This is a genomic window from Mycolicibacterium houstonense (assembly GCF_900078665.2).
Taxonomy (GTDB): domain Bacteria; phylum Actinomycetota; class Actinomycetes; order Mycobacteriales; family Mycobacteriaceae; genus Mycobacterium; species Mycobacterium houstonense.
The window spans coordinates 3,390,266-3,409,144 of the sequence record NZ_LT546207.1 but is presented as its reverse complement, the minus strand read 5'-3'; the positions used below and the strand labels follow the sequence as shown (position 1 = coordinate 3,409,144).

Annotated in this window: 2 protein-coding genes (1 of these 2 running past the window's edge); both read left to right on the top strand. The window is 65.6% G+C overall.

The features are described from left to right. Positions 1-6,634, top strand: the 3' end of a protein-coding gene (locus BN4332_RS35515) for a non-ribosomal peptide synthase/polyketide synthase (RefSeq protein WP_160110878.1). It extends 12,971 nt beyond the left edge of the window; only the last 6,634 of its 19,605 coding nucleotides appear in the window; the start codon falls outside the window, past its left edge; it ends in the stop codon at positions 6,632-6,634. Then, complete coding sequence (locus tag BN4332_RS35510; RefSeq protein WP_066899931.1) at positions 6,631-18,879, top strand: non-ribosomal peptide synthetase; 12,249 nt, start codon at positions 6,631-6,633, stop codon at positions 18,877-18,879. The genes BN4332_RS35515 and BN4332_RS35510 overlap by 4 nt, the downstream gene beginning before the upstream one ends.

Genomic DNA, 18,879 nt, shown 5'->3' with positions numbered 1-18,879 from the left:
CAATGGTTACGGGCCGACCGAGACCACGGTGTACGCGACGATCAGCGCTCCATTACAGCCCGGCTCGGGGATCGTCCCGGTGGGTGTGCCGGTGCCCGGTGCTGGTTTGTTCGTCCTGGACGGATCGCTCCGTCCGGTCCCTCCGGGTGTGGTGGGGGAGTTGTATGTGGCCGGCCGCGGTGTCGGGCTCGGGTATGTGCGGCGTGCCGGCTTGAGTGCCTCGCGGTTTGTGGCGTGTCCGTTCGGTGAGCCGGGTGCGCGGATGTATCGGACCGGGGATTTGGTGTCGTGGGGTCCGGATGGGCAGTTGCGGTATGCCGGGCGCTCTGATGAGCAGGTCAAGATCCGGGGTTATCGCATCGAGTTGGGTGAGATCCAAACAGCGCTCGCTGGGTTGGATGGTGTGCAGCAGGCCGTGGTGGTGGTGCGTGAGGATCAGCCCGGCGACAAGCGGCTGGTCGGTTACCTCACCGGCACCGCCGAGCCGGCCGAGGTTCGGGCGCAGCTTTCACAGCGGCTACCGGCCTACATGGTGCCCGCCGCCATCGTGGCTCTTGATGCGTTGCCGTTGACGGTCAACGGCAAGCTCGACAAACGAGCCCTGCCGGCACCGGAGTATGTCGACGGTGATCACTATCGGGCGCCGAGCACGGCGACCGAGGAAATCCTGGCCGGCATCTACGCCCAAGTGCTCGGCCTGCAACGCGTCGGCGTCGACGACTCTTTCTTCGACCTCGGCGGCGACTCCCTGTCGGCAATGCGGTTGCTCGCCGCGGTCAACAGCCACCTCGACGTCGACCTGGCAGTGCGCACCTTGTTCGACGCACCGACCGTCGCCCAACTCGCGTCGCGCATTGTTTCGGGCTCGAGTGAACGCCGACCGCTGGTTCCGCAGGAGCGGCCCGCCATCATCCCGTTGTCGTATGCGCAACAGCGACTGTGGTTCCTCAACCGGTTCGAGGGCGGGGTCGCGACCTACAACATGCCGATCGCGTTCCGGATCAACGGAGCGTTGGACCTCGGCGCGCTCGAATCAGCGCTTGATGACGTGATCGGTCGCCACGAGTCGCTGCGCACCGTGTTCCCCGACATCGACGGGGTGCCTTCACAAAAGGTGCTGCCCGCACAACTGGGGCTGTGGCGGCGCGGTGGGCCGGCAGTGGCGCAGGTGGCAGCAGACCAAGAAGACGCCGTCATGCGGGAGTTGGTTGCCTTGGCGGGCTACCGGTTCGATCTGGCCACCGAGATCCCGATCCGAGCCCAGATCTATGCCGTAGGCCCGGAACAGTACGTCCTCGGAATCGTCTTGCACCACATCGCCTTCGACGGCTGGTCGATGGCGCCCATGGTCAAGGATGTCGGGATCGCCTATGCGGCTCGGTGTGCCGGGCAGGTTCCGGATTGGTCTCCCTTGCCGGTCCAGTACGCCGATTACTCGCTGTGGCAGCGTGAACACCTCGGAGACCTCGATGATCCGGGCAGCCGAATCGCCGAGCAACTGTCGTATTGGCGAAAAGAACTGGCGGGTCTGCCCGAGGTGGTGTCGCTACCCACCGATCGACCGCGTCCACCGGTGCCCAGCTACCGCGGCGACGGCGTCGATCTGCGCATCGATCCCGAATCATGGGCAGGGATCAAAGCGGTTGCCGCAGAACACAACGTCACCACGTCGATGGTGTTGCAGGCCGTGATGTCCGTCGTGCTGCACCGGGCCGGCGTCGGCGAGGACATCGCACTGGGAACCCCGATCGCCGGACGCAACGACCAAGCCCTGCAGGAGCTGGTCGGGTTCTTCGTCAACACCTGGGTGCTACGCGTCGGGCTGAATTCTCAGCAGCGGTTCAGCGATGTGCTCGAGCAGGTGCGGCAGAAGGCGCTGGACGGGTACACCAATCAGGACGTGCCCTTCGAATTGCTGGTGGAGCAGCTCAACCCGGCCCGATCCACCTCGCACCATCCGCTGTTCCAGGTGGCCTTGGTATTCCAGAACAACGTGCGCCCCGAGGTGGCGTTGGCGGGTGCAGGCATCGAGCCGATGTCGATGGTCACCCGCACGGCGAAATTCGATCTTGACGTGGATATCAGGGAGGTACCCGACGAGGGTTCGGGCGCCCCGATGGCCGCCGGAGTGCTGACATATGCCACCGACCTTTTCGACCGGTCCACCATCGAGCGCCTGGTCGGTTGGTTCGGCCGGGTGGTCGACGCCGTGGTGGCTGACTCGTCGGTGGTGGTCGGCGAGGTTGGCTTGCTGGATCACGACGAGCAGGATCTGTTGCTGCACAGGTGGTCCGGGGCCGGCATAGAGCCTCAGATGGGGCTGGCTCCGGAGCTTCTGGCTGCCGCCGTGGCTGCGGATCCTGACGGGCTGGCACTGGTGGACGGCGCGCGGGCGTTCAGCTACCGGGAGCTCGATGAGGCCTCCAACCGGCTGGCGCGGGCGTTGATCGAAGCGGGGGTTGGCCCTGAGCGCGCCGTCGGTGTGGCGATCGGCAGGTCTGCCGAGTTGGTGATCGCGTGGTGGGCAGTGCTCAAGGCCGGCGGAGTGTACGTACCGGTGGACCGCACTCACCCGGCCGATCGGATCTCGACGGTGCTGGACACCGTCGAAGCGGTGTGTGTCCTCACTCGTGGTGGTGACCACGTGGCCGGAGCCGGGACTTGCCCCGTCATGGATATCGAGGCGCTGGACATTTCGCGACGTTCCGCTGAGCCGATCACCGACGCGGATCGGTCGGCCCCGTTGACCATCGACGATGCGGCGTACGCGATCTTCACCTCGGGATCCACCGGTACTCCGAAGGGCGTAGCGATCAGCCATGCCGGCGTGCTCGGTGTGGCAGCGGCGGCCCGTGACTTGTTAGGGATCAGTGCGGGTGCGCGCGTCCTGATGGTGGCGGCACCGACCTTCGACGCCTCGGTCTTCGAGTGGTTGTGGGCGACGGCTTCCAGAGCGGCGCTGGTGGTGGCACCACCGGATTCGTACGCGGGTGAGGCGTTGACGGCAGTGATCGCCGATCAGCGGATCGAAGCGGGATTGATCACACCGACCGTGCTGGCGACGCTCGACCGGAGTCGAGTGGGTGGTTTGACGACGTTGGCCACCGGAGGTGAGGCGTGTCCCGCGGAGTTGGTGGCGGCGTGGGCACCCGAGCGCCGGATGTTCAACCTCTATGGGCCGACCGAGATCACCATCTGGGCGACCTGGAGTGCGGTGACGTCCGGGCAGCCGGTGCGGATCGGCGCGCCGGTACCGGGGACCCAGGCATACGTGCTCGATGCGCGGCTGAACCCGGTGCCGGTCGGGGTGGTGGGCGAGTTGTATGTGGCCGGTCCCGTACTGGCCCGGGGCTATGTGGGTCGTCCCGACCTGACAGCGGATCGCTTCGTGGCCAACCCCTTCGGCGCTCCGGGGTCTCGGCTGTATCGCACCGGCGATCTGGTGCGCTGGACCGAAACCGGCAGCCTGGAGTACCTCGGCCGCGCGGATGCTCAGGTGAAGCTGCGTGGGCAGCGCCTGGAGCTGGGCGAGATCGAGAACACCTTGCTGTCCTGCCCGCAAGTCAGCCGCGCAGCCGCCACTGTTTACCACGACGATGCCGCTGATCACCTCATCGCGTATGTCGCTCTGGCGCGTGCCAGCAGTGCCGATCACGATGCGGAAGTCGTCGACCAGTGGCAAACCGTCTACGACGAGCTCTACGACGCCGACCTCGAAGCGGCGGATTTCGGTAGCGATTTCCGAGGCTGGAACAGCAGTTACACCTCAGATCCGATCCCGCTCGATCAGATGGAGGAATGGCGCTCAGGTGCCGTCAACCGGATTCTGGCGCTCCGGCCACAGCGGGTGCTCGAGCTCGGCGTCGGTTCGGGACTTGTGCTCTCACAGGTTGCTCCGAAGTGCGTGGAGTATTGGGGTACAGACTTTTCCGCGCCGACCATTCGGACGCTGGAATCAGCGGTCACTGGCCAACCATGGGGAGACCGGGTCCGGTTGCGGGTGCAACCGGCAGATGTGGTCGACGGGTTGCCGAGTGAATACTTCGACACGATCATCATCAACTCGGTCATTCAGTACTTCCCCAATGCGGCGTACCTCACTGCGGTCATCGACCACGCGGTGAGCCTGCTGGCTCCCGGCGGAACGCTATTCGTCGGCGATGTGCGCAACCACAGCCTGCAGGGCGCCTTCCAGACCGGTATCGCGTTGGCCCGTAGCGGGTCCGATGCCGGCACCGACGAGATCCGACAGCGTGTGCAACGCGCGATCGTCGGCGAGCCTGAGTTGCTGCTGGCCCCCGAGTTCTTCAGCACGTGGGCTGCGGATCACCCGTCGGTGAGCGGGATCGGCATTCAGGTCAAGCGCGGTGAGGCCGACAACGAGCTCACGCGGTACCGCTACGACGTCGCTATTCACAAATCAGCGGCGGAGATCCGATCCCTCGAAACTGCAACCGTCTGGGAATGGTCTGATTGTGCAGGGCTGAGCGGACTGCACGCCGAGTTGACCACTCAACGGCCGGAAACCGTACGAGTCAGCGCGATTCCGCGCGCGGGCGTGATCGCCGACGTGGTGGTCGAACAGGCTCTTGCCGAGGGACACTCGATCGCCGATGCCTTGGCAGAGGCTGCCGCGGTGGCGTCTCCCGAGACTGCCGTGACCCCCGAACAGTTGTACCGCCTCGGTGAGGCCGCCGGATACCGCGTTGCGGTCACCTGGGGCCCCAATCCCGGCACGGTCGACGCATTGTTCATCGACGGCGCCGACGACGGTGATTTGCCCGTGCTGACCGATCTCTACCTGCCGCCGGCCGGGACACAAGAGCGGGGCGCGCACGCCAATGACCCTGACACCAACAGCAAGGTCAGCGAAGTGCGGCAGTGGTTGACCAGTCGCCTTCCGGAGTACATGGTGCCCAGTCAGATCGTGGTCCTGGAGGAGTTCCCGTTGACCTCCTCGGGCAAGATCGACCGGAAAGCCTTGCCCGAGCCGGTGTTCACGGCCGCCACCTTCCGGCCGCCTCAGACACCGACCGAAAAGACGGTCGCCGAGGTGTTCGCCGAGGTGCTGGGCCTCGACCGCGTCGGCCTCGACGACGACTTCTTTGCCCTTGGCGGGGATTCGTTGATCGCCATCCGGGTCAGCGCTCGCCTTCAGTCGGCCCTCGGCAAGGACGTCCCGGTCCGCTATCTGTTCGACGCGCCCACCGTCGGGCGCCTGGCGGAGTGCCTCGACCACCAACAGAGCGATGCGGCACGGCCGCCACTGCAGGTGATGCCGCGTCCGCAGACGATCCCGTTGTCATATGCGCAGCAACGGCTGTGGTTCTTCGACCAATTGAACGGCCCCTCACCGGTTTACAACCTGCCCGTGGGCCTGCGCCTGACCGGTGACCTCGATCCTGACGCGCTCGGGCAGGCATTGGTCGATGTGGTGGGGCGCCACGAGAGTCTGCGCACGATGTTCACTCTCACCGGCGAGGCGCCCCAGCAGGTAGTGGTGCCGGCAGAGAGGATCCCAACGCTGTGCCAGGTGGTCGATGCAGTCGGGTGGCCGGCGGACCGTTTGGTGGAAGCCGCCAGCGCTGTCGCGCGGTATCCGTTCGATCTGTCGGCCGAATTGCCCTTGAAGGCAACACTGTTCCGTGTCGCGGAGAACGACCACGTGCTTGTGGCGGTGGTCCACCACATTGCTGCTGACGGGTGGTCGGTTACCCCGTTGGTGGCCGATCTCGGCGCGGCCTATGCCAACCGGTGTGCGGGGCAGGCGCCCGATTGGTCACCGTTGCCGGTGCAGTACGCGGACTACACGTTGTGGCAACGCTCGTATCTGGGTGACCTGAACGATCCGGACAGCCGCATCTCCGGGCAGCTGGCCTATTGGGAGCAGGCGCTAGCCGGGCTGCCGGAGCGGCTCGAGTTGCCGACAGATCGGCCGTACCCGCCGGTGGCGGACTATCAGGGTGGCGGTCTGGTGGTCGAATGGCCCGCCGAGCTCCAACAGCGGATCGCCCGGGTGGCTCGGGAACAGAATGCCACCAGTTTCATGGTGGTGCAGGCCGGGCTTGCGCTGCTGCTGTCGAAGCTCAGCGCGAGTGCTGATGTGGCGGTGGGGATCTCTATCGCCGGCCGCAACGATCCCGCACTTGACAACCTGGTCGGGTTCTTCGTCAACACATTGGTCCTGCGCGTCGACTTCTCCGGTGATCCCACCATCGGTGAACTGCTGGAGCAGGTGCGTCAGCGTGGCTTGGCGGCCTTCGAGCACCAGGATGTGCCATTCGAGCTCGTGGTGGATCGGCTGAACCCGACCCGCAGTCTGACCCATCACCCGCTCGTGCAGGTCATGTTGTCCTGGCAGAACCTGGAATGGCAGCACAGCGCAGACGCTGCTGGAGGCCTGACGCTCGGGGATGTGCAGGTGACGCCGCTACCTGCTCAGACCCACACCGCCCGTACTGACCTCACCTTTGCGTTGGGTGAACGGTGGACTGAGTCCGGCGAGCCTGCCGGGATTGGAGGGACTGTGGAGTTTCGCACCGATGTCTATGACGAGGCCACAGTTGTGCGGTTGATCGATCGGTTGCGAAAGGTCTTGGTGGCGATGACGGCCGAGGCGGAGGCGTCGTCGTGACTGCCGACCTGAGCCGGCGCTTGTCGTCGATGGATTTCCTGGACGAGGACGAGCACGCTGAGCTGTTCAGGTGGGGCAACCGTGCGGTATTGACCGAGCCGGCCTCGGTGCCGGGGTCGATTCCGGAGTTGTTGGCCGCGCAAGTGGCCCGTGCACCGGAGGCGGCGGCGGTGACGTTCAACGGTCACTCGATGTCATACGCCGAGCTGGACGAGGCGTCGAATCGGTTGGCGCACCACCTTGTCGGCCTGGGCGTGGGTCCCGGGATGCGGGTGGCATTGCTCTTCCCGCGTTCGGTCGAGGCGATCGTTTCCATTGTCGCGGTGTTGAAGTCAGGAGCGGCCTACCTGCCGATCGATCCGATGCATCCCGATGCGCGGATCCAGTTCATGCTTGCCGATGCCGAGCCTGCCGTGGCAGTCACGACAACGGAGTTGATCGGCCGGTTCACCGGCTGCGATCTGGAGGTCATCGATTTCAACGACGTGCCGCCGCGCCCCGAACAGCGGCGAGAGTTGCCGGCGCCGACGGCCGATCACATCGCATATCTGATCTACACCTCGGGGACGACGGGTCGTCCCAAGGGGGTGGCGATCACGCACTCCACCGTGGTTCGGCTGTTGGAGACGTTGGATGCGGAGTTGGGCCTTTCAGGGCAGGTATGGACCCAGTGTCATTCGCTGGCCTTCGACTATTCGGTGTGGGAAATCTGGGGCGCCTTGCTTTACGGCGGCCGGCTGGTCGTGGTGCCCGAGTCGGTGACCCAGGCTCCCGAGGACTTGTACGCCTTGCTGGTTGCCGAGCAGGTCACCATGTTCAGCCAGACGCCGTCGGCGTTTTACGCGCTACAGGCCGTTGACGCGCTGCAACCCGGCGCGGGCGGTCAGTTGAAGCTGGAGACCGTGGTCTTCGGCGGGGAAGCGCTTGAGCCGCAGCGTCTTCGGGGGTGGCTCGATCGTCATCCGGGTGCGCCGCGGTTGATCAACATGTACGGGATCACCGAGACGACGGTGCATGCGTCGTTCCGGGAAATCTTGGCGGGTGACGCCGAGGGCAGCGTCAGCCCGATCGGCGTACCGCTGGCCCATCTCGGGTTCTTCGTGCTGGATTCGTCATTACAGCCGGTGCCGGTCGGTGTGGTGGGCGAGTTGTATGTGGTCGGCGCCGGACTGGGGTGCGGATATTGGCGTCGCGGCGGACTGAGCGCATCACGCTTTGTGGCGTGCCCGTTCGGCGGTGCCGGGGCCCGAATGTACCGGACCGGTGATCTGGCGTCCTGGGACAGCCATGGGCAGTTACGGTACGGCGGTCGTGCCGATGAGCAGGTCAAGATCCGCGGGTACCGCATCGAACTCGGCGAGATTCAAACCGCTTTGGCAGAAATCGAGGGAGCGGGCCAGGCGGCGGTGATCGCCAGGGAGGACCGCCCCGGCGACAAGCGCCTGGTCGGCTACATCACCGGTAGCGCGGACCCGGCCGCCGTGCGTGCCGCATTGTCGGAGCGACTGCCGGGCTACATGGTGCCGACGGCGATCGTGGTGCTGGAAAGCTTGCCGTTGACGGTCAACGGAAAGCTCGACAGGCGGGCCCTGCCGGCGCCCGACTATGTCAACGGTCAGGGCTACCGTGCCCCGGCGACTCCGGTCGAGGAAGTCGTGGCCGGAATCTATGCCCACGTACTGGGATTGGAGCGGGTCGGGGTAGACGACTCGTTCTTCGACCTCGGTGGAGATTCGTTGTCGGCGACCCGCTTGATCAATGCCATCAATGCCAGTCTGGACGCCGATTTCGCGGTGCGGGCGGTGTTCGAGACGCCCACCGTGGCGCAACTGGCGGCGCGCGTGAGTGAGGGTTCGGGCCGGCGCGAACCGCTGGTGGCCCAACAACGGCCGGATGTCCTCCCGTTGTCGTATGCGCAACAGCGCTTGTGGTTCCTCGATCAGTTGGAGGGGCCGTCGCCGATCTACAACATGCCGGTGGCACTGCGGGTCACCGGGCATCTGGATACCGATGCACTCGGCGCGGCGCTGGCCGATGTGGTGGAGCGCCACGAGTCCTTGCGCACGGTGTTCCGGTCGGTCGAGGGCGTCCCGCAGCAAGTGGTGCTGCCTGCCGAGAACGCTGACTGTGGGTGGCGAGTGGTCGACGCGGGTAGTTGGTCGGCGACGGAGTTGCGCGAGGCCATCGAAACCATGGCCGGCCACGCCTTCGATCTGGGTAGCGAAATACCCCTGCGGGCCATGCTTTTGCGTTTGAGCGGCGACGAGCACGTGTTGGTGGCCGTGGTGCACCACATCGCCGCCGACGGATGGTCCGTGGCCCCGTTGATCACGGACCTGCAGGTGGCTTACGCCGGCCGGTCGACCGGACAATCGCCGGACTGGGCGCCCCTGCCGGTGCAGTACGCGGACTACACCCTGTGGCAACGCGCACATCTGGGCGACCTGGCGGACACCGACAGCCGCATCTCGGGGCAGGTGGCGTATTGGGAGCAGGCGTTGGCGGGGCTGCCCGAACGACTGGAACTGCCGACCGACCGGCCCTATCCACCGGTCGCCGATCACCGGGGCGCCAGCATGCCCGTGTTGTTGCCGGCCGGTCTGCACAAGCGGATCCGCGATGTGGCGCGCGAACACAATGCCACGACATACATGGTGGTCCAGGCCGCACTGACGATGCTGTTGTCGAAGCTCAGTGCCAATCCGGATGTAGCGGTGGGCGTTCCGATCGCCGGCCGGGGGGATGCCGCCCTGGACCGCGTGGTCGGGTTTTTCGTCAACACGCTGGTGCTGCGGGTGGATCTGGCCGGCGACCCGACCGCGGCCGAGCTGCTGGCGCAGGTGCGCCAGCGCAGCCTGGCCACGCTCGAGCACCAGGATGTGCCGTTCGAGGTACTGGTGGATCGGCTCAAACCGACTCGTTCACTGGCCCATCATCCGCTGGTCCAGGTGGCATTGGCCTGGCAGAACTTCACTGCCGACGCCGCGACTGAATCGACCCTGGGGGAGGCGCAGGTCTCCCCGCTGTCGGTCGACACCCGCGTGGCCCGGATGGATCTCACGTTCTCGTTGGCCGAACGCTGGGACGACGCCGGCGAGCCGGCCGGGATCGGCGGCACCGTGGAGTTCCGAACCGACGTGTTCGACCCGGCCAGCATCGCAACAATGGTCGAGCGGTTGGTGCGGGTAGCAGAGGCGCTTTCCGTTGATCCGGAACGGCGGTTGTCATCGATCGATGTGCTGGATCCCGTCGAGCACGTCCGCCTCGATCATGTCGGTAACCGGGCGGTGTTGACCGAGCCTCCGGTATCTGCGATGTCGATCCCCGGACTGTTCGCCGCTCAGGTGGGACGCGCGCCTGAGGCGGTAGCGGTGAGTTTCGGTGGGCGCTCGATGACGTATCGGGAGCTCGACGATGCCTCGAATCGGCTGGCGCACTGGTTGGTTGGCCTGGGTGCCGGTCGGGGTGAATGCGTGGCCGTGTTGGTGCCCCGGTCGGTTGAGGCGATCGTTGCGATTCTGGGGGCGTTGAAGGCCGGTGCGGCGTATCTGCCGATCGATCCGATGCACCCTGACACGCGGATCCGGTTCATGCTCGGCGACGCGGCTCCGGTCGTCGCGGTGACCACCGCTGAGTTGCGGGGGCGGCTGGAAGGGATCGACCTGACCGTCGTGGACGTTGCCGACGCCGCGATCGAGGCTCAACCGGCTACTGCATTACCAACGCCGGTCGCTGATGACGTCGCGTACTTGATCTATACGTCGGGGACGACCGGCGTTCCGAAGGGCGTGGCGATCAGCCATCGGAACGTGGCTCGGTTGTTGGGGACCTTGGACGCCGAACTGGGACTTGCCGGGCAGGTGTGGACGCAGTGCCATTCGCTGGCCTTCGACTATTCGGTGTGGGAGATCTGGGGCGCATTACTGTACGGCGGCCGGCTGGTCGTGGTGTCGGAGTCGGTGACGCGAGCTCCGGAGGAGCTGCTGGCGCTGTTGGTTGCCGAGCAGGTGACGGTGTTGAGTCAGACGCCGTCCGCGTTCTATGCATTGCAGTCCGCCGACGCGTTGCTTCCTGAATTGGGCCGCCAGTTGAAGCTGGAGACAGTGGTCTTCGGTGGGGAAGCGCTTGAACCGCAGCGCCTCCGGCCCTGGTTCGAGGGACATTCTGGTGCGCCGCGGTTGATCAACATGTATGGGATCACCGAGACGACGGTGCATGCGTCGTTCCGGGAGATTCTGGTGAGCGACGCCGAGGGCAGCGTCAGCCCTATTGGCCTGCCATTGCCGCACCTTGGGTTCTTCGTGCTGGATTCGTCGCTACAGCCGGTGCCGAACGGCGTGGTGGGTGAGTTGTATGTGGTCGGAGCCGGATTGGGGCTCGGCTATTGGCGCCGTGGCGGGTTGACCGCGACGCGGTTCGTGGCGTGTCCGTTCGGCGGAGCCGGCGCCCGGATGTACCGGACGGGAGACCTGGCGTCCTGGGGCGCCGATGGGCAGTTGCGCTATCTGGGCCGCGCCGACGAGCAGGTCAAGATTCGCGGATACCGCATCGAGTTGGGCGAAATCCAATCTGCGCTGGCAGATCTGGACGGCGTAAGACAGGCCGAAGTCATCGCGCGAGAGGACCGCCCCGGTGACAAGCGCCTGGTCGGCTACATCACCGGCAACGCGGATCCGGTCGCGGTGCGTGCCGCATTGTCGGAGCGGCTGCCCGGCTACATGGTGCCCGCGGCGGTGGTGGTTCTCGACGCGTTGCCGTTGACGGTGAACGGAAAACTCGACAAACGCGCGCTGCCGGCTCCCGACTATGTCAACGATCAGGAATACCGGGCCCCGGCCACTCCCGTCGAGGAGATGCTGGTGGGCATCTATGCCCAGGTTCTCGGTCTGGAACGGGTCGGGGTGGATGATTCCTTCTTCGACCTGGGCGGCGACTCTCTCTCGGCGATGCGATTGATCAACGCGGTCAACGCCGGGTTGGAGACCGATCTTGCGGTGCGGGCTGTGTTCGAGACGCCGACTGCGGCCCAACTGGCTCTGCGTGCCGCTGAGGGTTCGGGGCGGCGCGAACCGCTGGTGGCCCAACGGCGGCCGGACATCCTGCCGTTGTCGTATGCCCAACAACGGTTGTGGTTCCTGGACCAGCTCGAAGGACCGTCACCGATCTACAACATGCCGACCGCGTACCGGATCACCGGCGGGTTGGATGTCGATGCGCTCGGTGCGGCACTGGCCGACGTGGTGGAGCGCCACGAGTCCTTGCGCACGGTGTTCCCGGCGGTCGACGGCGTGCCCCGACAGGTTGTCATGTCCGCGCGACAGGTGGATCTCGGGTGGCAGGTGGTCGACGCCGTCGGCTGGTCGGCGGATCGACTTCACGACGCGATCCAGGCCACCGTCGGGCACCACTTCGATCTGTCGGCCGAGATTCCGCTGAAGGCAACTCTTTTCCGAGTCGCCCAAGATGAACACGTCCTGGTTGCGGTGGTCCATCACATCGCCGGTGACGGCTGGTCGATCGGCCCGTTGGTGCGTGATATCGGGGTCGCCTACGCGAGCCGGTGCGCGGGGCAGGTGCCCGCCTGGGCGCCGCTACCGGTGCAGTATGCGGATTACACGTTGTGGCAGCGGTCGTACCTGGGTGATCTGGCCGATCCCGACAGCCGGATCGCCGGGCAGTTGGCGTACTGGGAGCAGGCGCTGGCGGGACTGCCGGAGCGTCTGGAGCTACCGACCGACCGGCCGTATCCGCCGGTGGCCGACTACCGTGGTGCCAGCGTTGCGATGGAGTGGCCGGTCGAGCTGCAGCGGCAGATCGCGCGGGCGGCGGCCGAGCACAACGCGACCAGCTTCATGGTGGTGCAAGCGGCGCTGGCGGTGCTGCTGTCGAATTTGACCGGGAATTCGGATGTGGCGGTGGGCTTCCCGATTGCCGGCCGTAGTGACCCGGCGCTGGACGAGTTGGTCGGGGTCTTCATCAACACGCTGGTGCTGCGTGTCGAGCTCGACGGCGATCCCACGGTGGCCGATCTGTTGAACCAGGTGCGTCGGCGCAGTCTGGCTGCCTATGAGCACCAAGACGTGCCCTTCGAGATGGTTGTCGATCGGCTCAACCCGGCGCGCAGCCTGACTCACCATCCGTTGGTCCAAGTGATGATGGCGTGGCAGAACCTGGCCAAGCAGGACGACGATCAGGCGCCCGCGCCAAGTTTGGGTGGTATGCAGGCCACACCCCTGGAAGCGGATACCCAGGCCGCCCGCATGGATCTGACGATCTCGTTGGCAGAACGCTGGAGCGCGGGTGAGCCGGCCGGGATCACCGGGGCCGTCGAGTTCCGCACCGATGTGTTCGATGCCGCCACCATCGAGGTGTTCATCGAGCGCCTGCAGCGGGTGGTGGAAGCTCTCACCGCCGATCCCACGGCGAGGTTGTCGTCGATAAATCTGCTGGGGGCGGATGACCACACCCGCCTCGACGGCTGGGGAAACCGCGCGGTGTTGGCCGAAACCGTGGCCGCGGTGTCGATTCCGGTGGTGTTCGCCGCGCAGGTGGCGCGCGACCCGGACGCGGTGGCGGTGGTGTGTGGTGACATTTCGTGGACCTATCGCAACCTCGATGAGGCGTCGAACCGCCTGGCGCACCTGCTGGTCGAGCATGGTGCGGGACCGGGCGCATCGGTGGCGTTGCTGCTGAACCATTCGGCCGAGGCAATCGTCGCGATCCTGTCGGTGCTCAAGTCGGGCGCGGCGTATCTGCCGATTGACCCGATGGTTCCGGATGCGCGTATCGAATTCATGCTCGGCGACGCCCGTCCGGTCGCCGCGATCACCACCACCGGGTTGCGGGACCGGCTCGCCGACGCCGACCTGGCCGTCATCGACGTCGCCGACGCCCGGATCGAGAGGCAACCCAGCAGTGCGTTGCCCGCCCCGGCTGCCGATGACGTCGCCTACCTGATCTACACCTCGGGGACGACAGGTGTGCCGAAGGGCGTGGCGATCACTCACCAGAACGTGACGCAGTTCCTCGGGGCTGTCGACCCGGCGTTGGTGGGACCGGGAACCGTTTGGTCACAGTGGCATTCGCTGGTGTTCGACGTCTCGGTATGGGACATCTTCGGTGCGCTGCTGCACGGCGGCCGGTTGGTGGTGGTACCCGAGGAGGTGGCACGGTCGCCGCAGGATCTGCACGCGTTGTTGGTCGCCGAGAAGGTGAGCGTCCTGAGCCAGACACCGTCAGCCGCGGGGATGCTGTCCCCACAAGGCTTGGAATCCGCCGCCTTGGTGGTGGCGGGTGAGGCCTGTCCGGCCGAGTTGGTGCAGCGTTGGGCGCCGGGGCGGGTCCTGATAAACGCCTACGGACCGACCGAGGCCACGGTATACGCGACGATCAGTGCGCCCTTGACCGCTGACGCGGCGGGTTCGACTGTTGTTCCCATCGGTGCTCCGGTACCGGGGGCTGCGTTGTTCGTGCTGGATCGCTGGCTGCGGGAAGTACCTCCGGGTGTGGTCGGGGAGCTGTATGTGGCCGGCCGCGGCGTCGGGGTCGGCTACGTCGGACGAAGCGGGCTGACCGCATCCCGTTTCGTCCCTTGCCCGTTCGGCGGTGCGGGAGCCCGCATGTACCGGACGGGAGACCTGGTGCGCTGGGGCAGCGACGGGCAGATGCAGTACCTGGGCCGTGCCGACGAACAGGTCAAGATCCGGGGCTACCGGATCGAACTCGGCGAAATCCAGGTCGCCCTGGCGGATTTGGATGGCGTGGAACAAGCCGTCGTCGTCGCCCGTGAGGACCGACCAGGGGACAAGCGTCTCGTCGGTTATGTCACCGAGTCCGTGACCGGAATGGTCGACGCCGGCAAGGCCCGAGCTCAGCTTGCCGAACACCTCCCGGCGTACATGGTGCCCGCCGCCGTGATGGTGGTGGACGCCATACCGTTGACCGTCAACGGCAAACTGGACAGACGCGCCCTACCCGCACCGGACTACCTCGACGCCGACAGCTATCGGGCCCCGACCACCCCGACCGAGGAGATCCTCGTCGGCATCTTCGCTCAGGTGCTGGGACTGGAACGGGTGGGTGTCGACGACTCGTTCTTCGACCTCGGTGGCGATTCGCTCTCAGCCATACGGCTGATCAATGCCATCAACACCGCATTCGACAGTGATCTGGCAGTCCGCGCGGTATTCGACGCGCCGGCCGTGACGCAGCTGGAGGCGCGAATCGCCGCCGGAACGGGTGGGCGAACGCCGTTGGTGGCTCAACCGCGACCGGATGTCATACCGCTGTCCTATGCCCAGCAGCGGTTGTGGTTCCTGGACCAATTGCACGGTCCGTCACCGATTTACAACATGCCGATGATGTACCGGGTCACCGGATTGGACGTCGATGCCCTCCGCCTGGCCCTGGCCGATGTGGCAGCCCGGCACGAGAGTCTGCGTACAGTCTTCCCCGAGGTGGACGGTGTCCCCCGGCAGCTGGTCCTCCCGGCCGACCAAGCGGATTTCGGGTGGCAGGAGGTTGACGCCGCGGATTGGCCGACCGACCAGTTGGCGAGGGCCATCGATGCGGCAGTACGGCACCCCTTCGATCTGAACAACGAGATCCCGATCTGGGCAAGGCTTTTCCGCGTCTCCGAAGATGAGCATGTGCTGGTTGCGGTGGTGCACCATATCGCCGGGGACGCTTGGTCGTTCGCACCGCTGGCCCGTGACGTGGCCGTCGCCTACGCCGCGCGCTGTGGCGGCCAGGCGCCACAGTGGTCTCCGCTGCCGGTGCAGTACGTTGACTACACATTGTGGCAGCGGGAGCAGCTCGGTGACCTGTCCGACCCCGAGAGCCGGATCTCGGGGCAACTGGTTTACTGGCAGGACGCGCTCGCGGGCCTGCCTGACCGCCTCGAGTTGCCGACGGACCGCCCGTACCCGGCGGTGGCCGATCACCGCGGTGCTGTCGTCGAAGTGGAGTGGCCGGCGGAGTTGCAGCGGCGGGTGGCCGCGGTGGCGCGGGAGCACGATGCGACCAGTTTCATGGTGGTGCAGGCCGCGTTGTCGGTTCTGCTCTCGAAGCTGAGTGCCAGTTCTGATGTGGCGGTGGGTTTCCCGATTGCGGGGCGTAACGATCCCGCCTTGAATGATCTGGTCGGGTTCTTCGTGAACACCTTGGTGCTTCGAGTCGACCTGGCCGACGACCCCACCGTAGGTGAGCTGCTGGGGCAGGTGCGTCAGCGCAGTTTGGCAGCGTTTGAGCATCAGGACGTGCCGTTCGAGGTGTTGGTGGACCGGCTCAACCCGAGCCGTAGCCTGAGCCATCACCCATTGATCCAGGTGATGTTGGCCTGGCAGAACCCCGCGAATTCAACCGGCTCCGAGCCGGGGGTGGGTGATGTGCACGCTGCGGCACAGATGGCCGAAACCCATACCGCCCGTATGGATCTGGTCTTTGCCCTTGGAGAAAGGTACGACGACCAGGACGCTTGGGCCGGAATCGGTGGTTCGGTGGAGTTCCGCACTGATGTGTTTGACGCCGACACAATCGAGGTGATCGTCGGGCGGTTGGAGCGGATTCTGGCGGCTATGACGGCCGATCCGGCGCAGCGCTTGTCGTCCATCGATGTGTTGGACACCGACGAGCATGCTCGCCTCGATGGGCTCGGGAACCGAGCCGCGTTGACCGCACCGGCGAGGGTGGCGGGCTCGATTCCGGAGGTGTTCGCCCAGCAGGTGGCTCGGGTGCCGGATGCGGTGGCCGTGACCTTCGACGGCAGGTCCATGTCGTATCGAGAACTCGACGAAGCCTCGAATCGGTTGGCGCACCTCCTTGCCGGCCATGGTGCCGGGCCCGGTGAGTGTGTGGCCTTGGTGCTGAATCGTTCGGTTGACGCGATTGTGGCGATTCTGGCGGTGTTGAAGACAGGGGCGGCTTACCTGCCGTTGGATCCGGCGTACCCGGATGCACGGATCGCTGTGGTGGTCGGTGACGCCCGACCGGTGGCCGCGGTCACTGCAGGTGCGTCGGCGGGGCGGCTGGACCAGCTGGGTGTGGCCGTTGTCGATGTGGCGGACCGGCGGATCGTCATGCAACCGAGCAGCGCGTTGTCAATGCCGGCTGCCGATGATGTGGCGTACGTGATCTACACGTCGGGCACGACGGGGGTGCCGAAGGGAGTGGCAGTCCCGCATCGCAATGTGACGGGGTTGTTGGCGTCGTTGGATGTGGGGTTGCCGACCGCGGGGGTGTGGTCGCAGTGGCATTCGTATGCCTTTGATGTGTCGGTGTGGGAGATCTTCGGTGCGTTGCTCAGTGGTGGTCGGTTGGTGGTGGTGCCTGATGGGTTGGTGGGTTCACCGGATGAGTTGCACGCGTTGCTGGTTGCCGAGGGTGTGACGGTGTTGAATCAGACGCCGTCGGCGGCGGCGGCGTTGTCGTCGCAGGGTTTGGGGTCTGCGGCGTTGGTGGTGGCTGGTGAGGCATGTCCGGTGGAGTTGGTGGATCGGTGGGCACCGGGTCGGGTGATGGTCAATGGTTATGGTCCGACGGAGACGTGGTACACGTCGTTTAGTGCGCCGTTGGTGGCAGGGTCGGGTGTTGTCCCGATCGGAAGGCCGATTCCGGGGGCGGCGTTTTTTGTGTTGGATCGGTGGTTGCGTCCGGTGCCGGTCGGTGTGGTGGGTGAGTTGTATGTGGCCGGGTCTGGTTTGGCCGTCGGGTATCTGGGTCGGGGTGGGTTGACGGGGTCTCGGTTTGTGGCGTGTCCGTTTGCTGTGGGGCAGCGGATGTATCGGACTGGGGATTTGGTGCGTTGGGGTGTCGATGGTCAGGTGCAGTATTTGGGTCGGGCTGATGAGCAGGTCAAGATTCGTGGGTATCGGGTTGAGTTGGGTGAGATTCAAACGGTGTTGGCTGGTTTGGCGGGGGTGGATCAGGCGGCGGTGATCGCTCGGGAGGACCGCCCGGGTGACAAACGCCTGGTTGGCTACATCACCGGTACCGCAGACCCGGCGGAAATCCGGGCAGCCCTGGCGCAACGGTTGCCGGGCTACATGGTGCCGGCGGCGGTGATGGTGGTCGAAAGTCTGCCGTTGACGGTCAATGGGAAGTTGGATCGTCGCGCATTCCCGGTGCCGGACTATGTCGATGCTCGGCAGTATCGAGCCCCGGAAACACTCACCGAGGAGATCCTGGCCGGCATCTACGCCGAAGTCCTCGGTCTGGAGCGGGTCGGAGTGGACGATTCGTTCTTTGATCTGGGTGGGGATTCGTTGTCGGCGATGCGGGTGATTGCCGCGGCCAATGCCAGTCTCGATGCCGATCTGGCGGTGCGGGTGATGTTCGATGCGCCGACGGTGCGTGGTTTGGCCCGGCAGGTGGGTCGGGCCGACAGTTCGCGGGAAGTGGTTCCGGTCGAGGTGCTCAAGCCCGGTGACGGTGTGCCGTTGTGTTGTGTGCACGATGGTTTCGGCCTGAGTTGGTCGTATCGGGCGTTGGGTCGGTATGTGGATGGGCCGATCGTGGGGATCAATCAGGCTCAGGCCGAGGACGAGACCGAAGTGCGGTCGATCAACGACATGGCGGTGCGGTATGCCGATCGGTTGCAGCAGTTGTATCCGGTGGGGCCGTATCGCATCTTGGGTTGGTCGTTTGGTGGTGTGGTGGCTCATGCACTGGCGATTGAGCTTCAGCGGCGTGGGTGTGAAGTGCAGCGGCTGGTGTTGCTCGATGGGTTGTTGAACCCCAACAAATTCTGGAAACGCATCACCCGAAAGATCGCCAGGAATCAGGCGGTATCTGAGGGATGGGTATTGGACTACATCCTCCGGACCAATAAAGTTCGCGTTCCGGTGCACTGGGGTCTTTTGACGTATGCCCGGGTCGCCGACATCATTGCGCGGCACGGGGTCAGTCCGCCGTCGCGTCAGTTGGTGGAGTTCATGGCGCGCAGTGTCAGTGCGGGGCAGCTGATGCTTCTCGATCATCGGCCGGGTGTGTTCGACGGTGACGTCGTGATGTTCTCGGCGGCGCGTCGGCGGTGCGCCGATAGCGGTGGGGATGGGATCGGGTCGCGGTTGGCGCGGTTGCGCAACGGCAGGGCCGCCCGGTCGCTGCTGCGCAGTTGGCGCTCCTATGTGTCCGGGGAGATCACCGTGCTTCCGGTGGGCTGCACACACTTCGAGATGTTCACACCCGAATCACTGAGTGGATACGCAGAACAGCTCAAGACCTTGTTGGAAAGTACCGCGGAATAG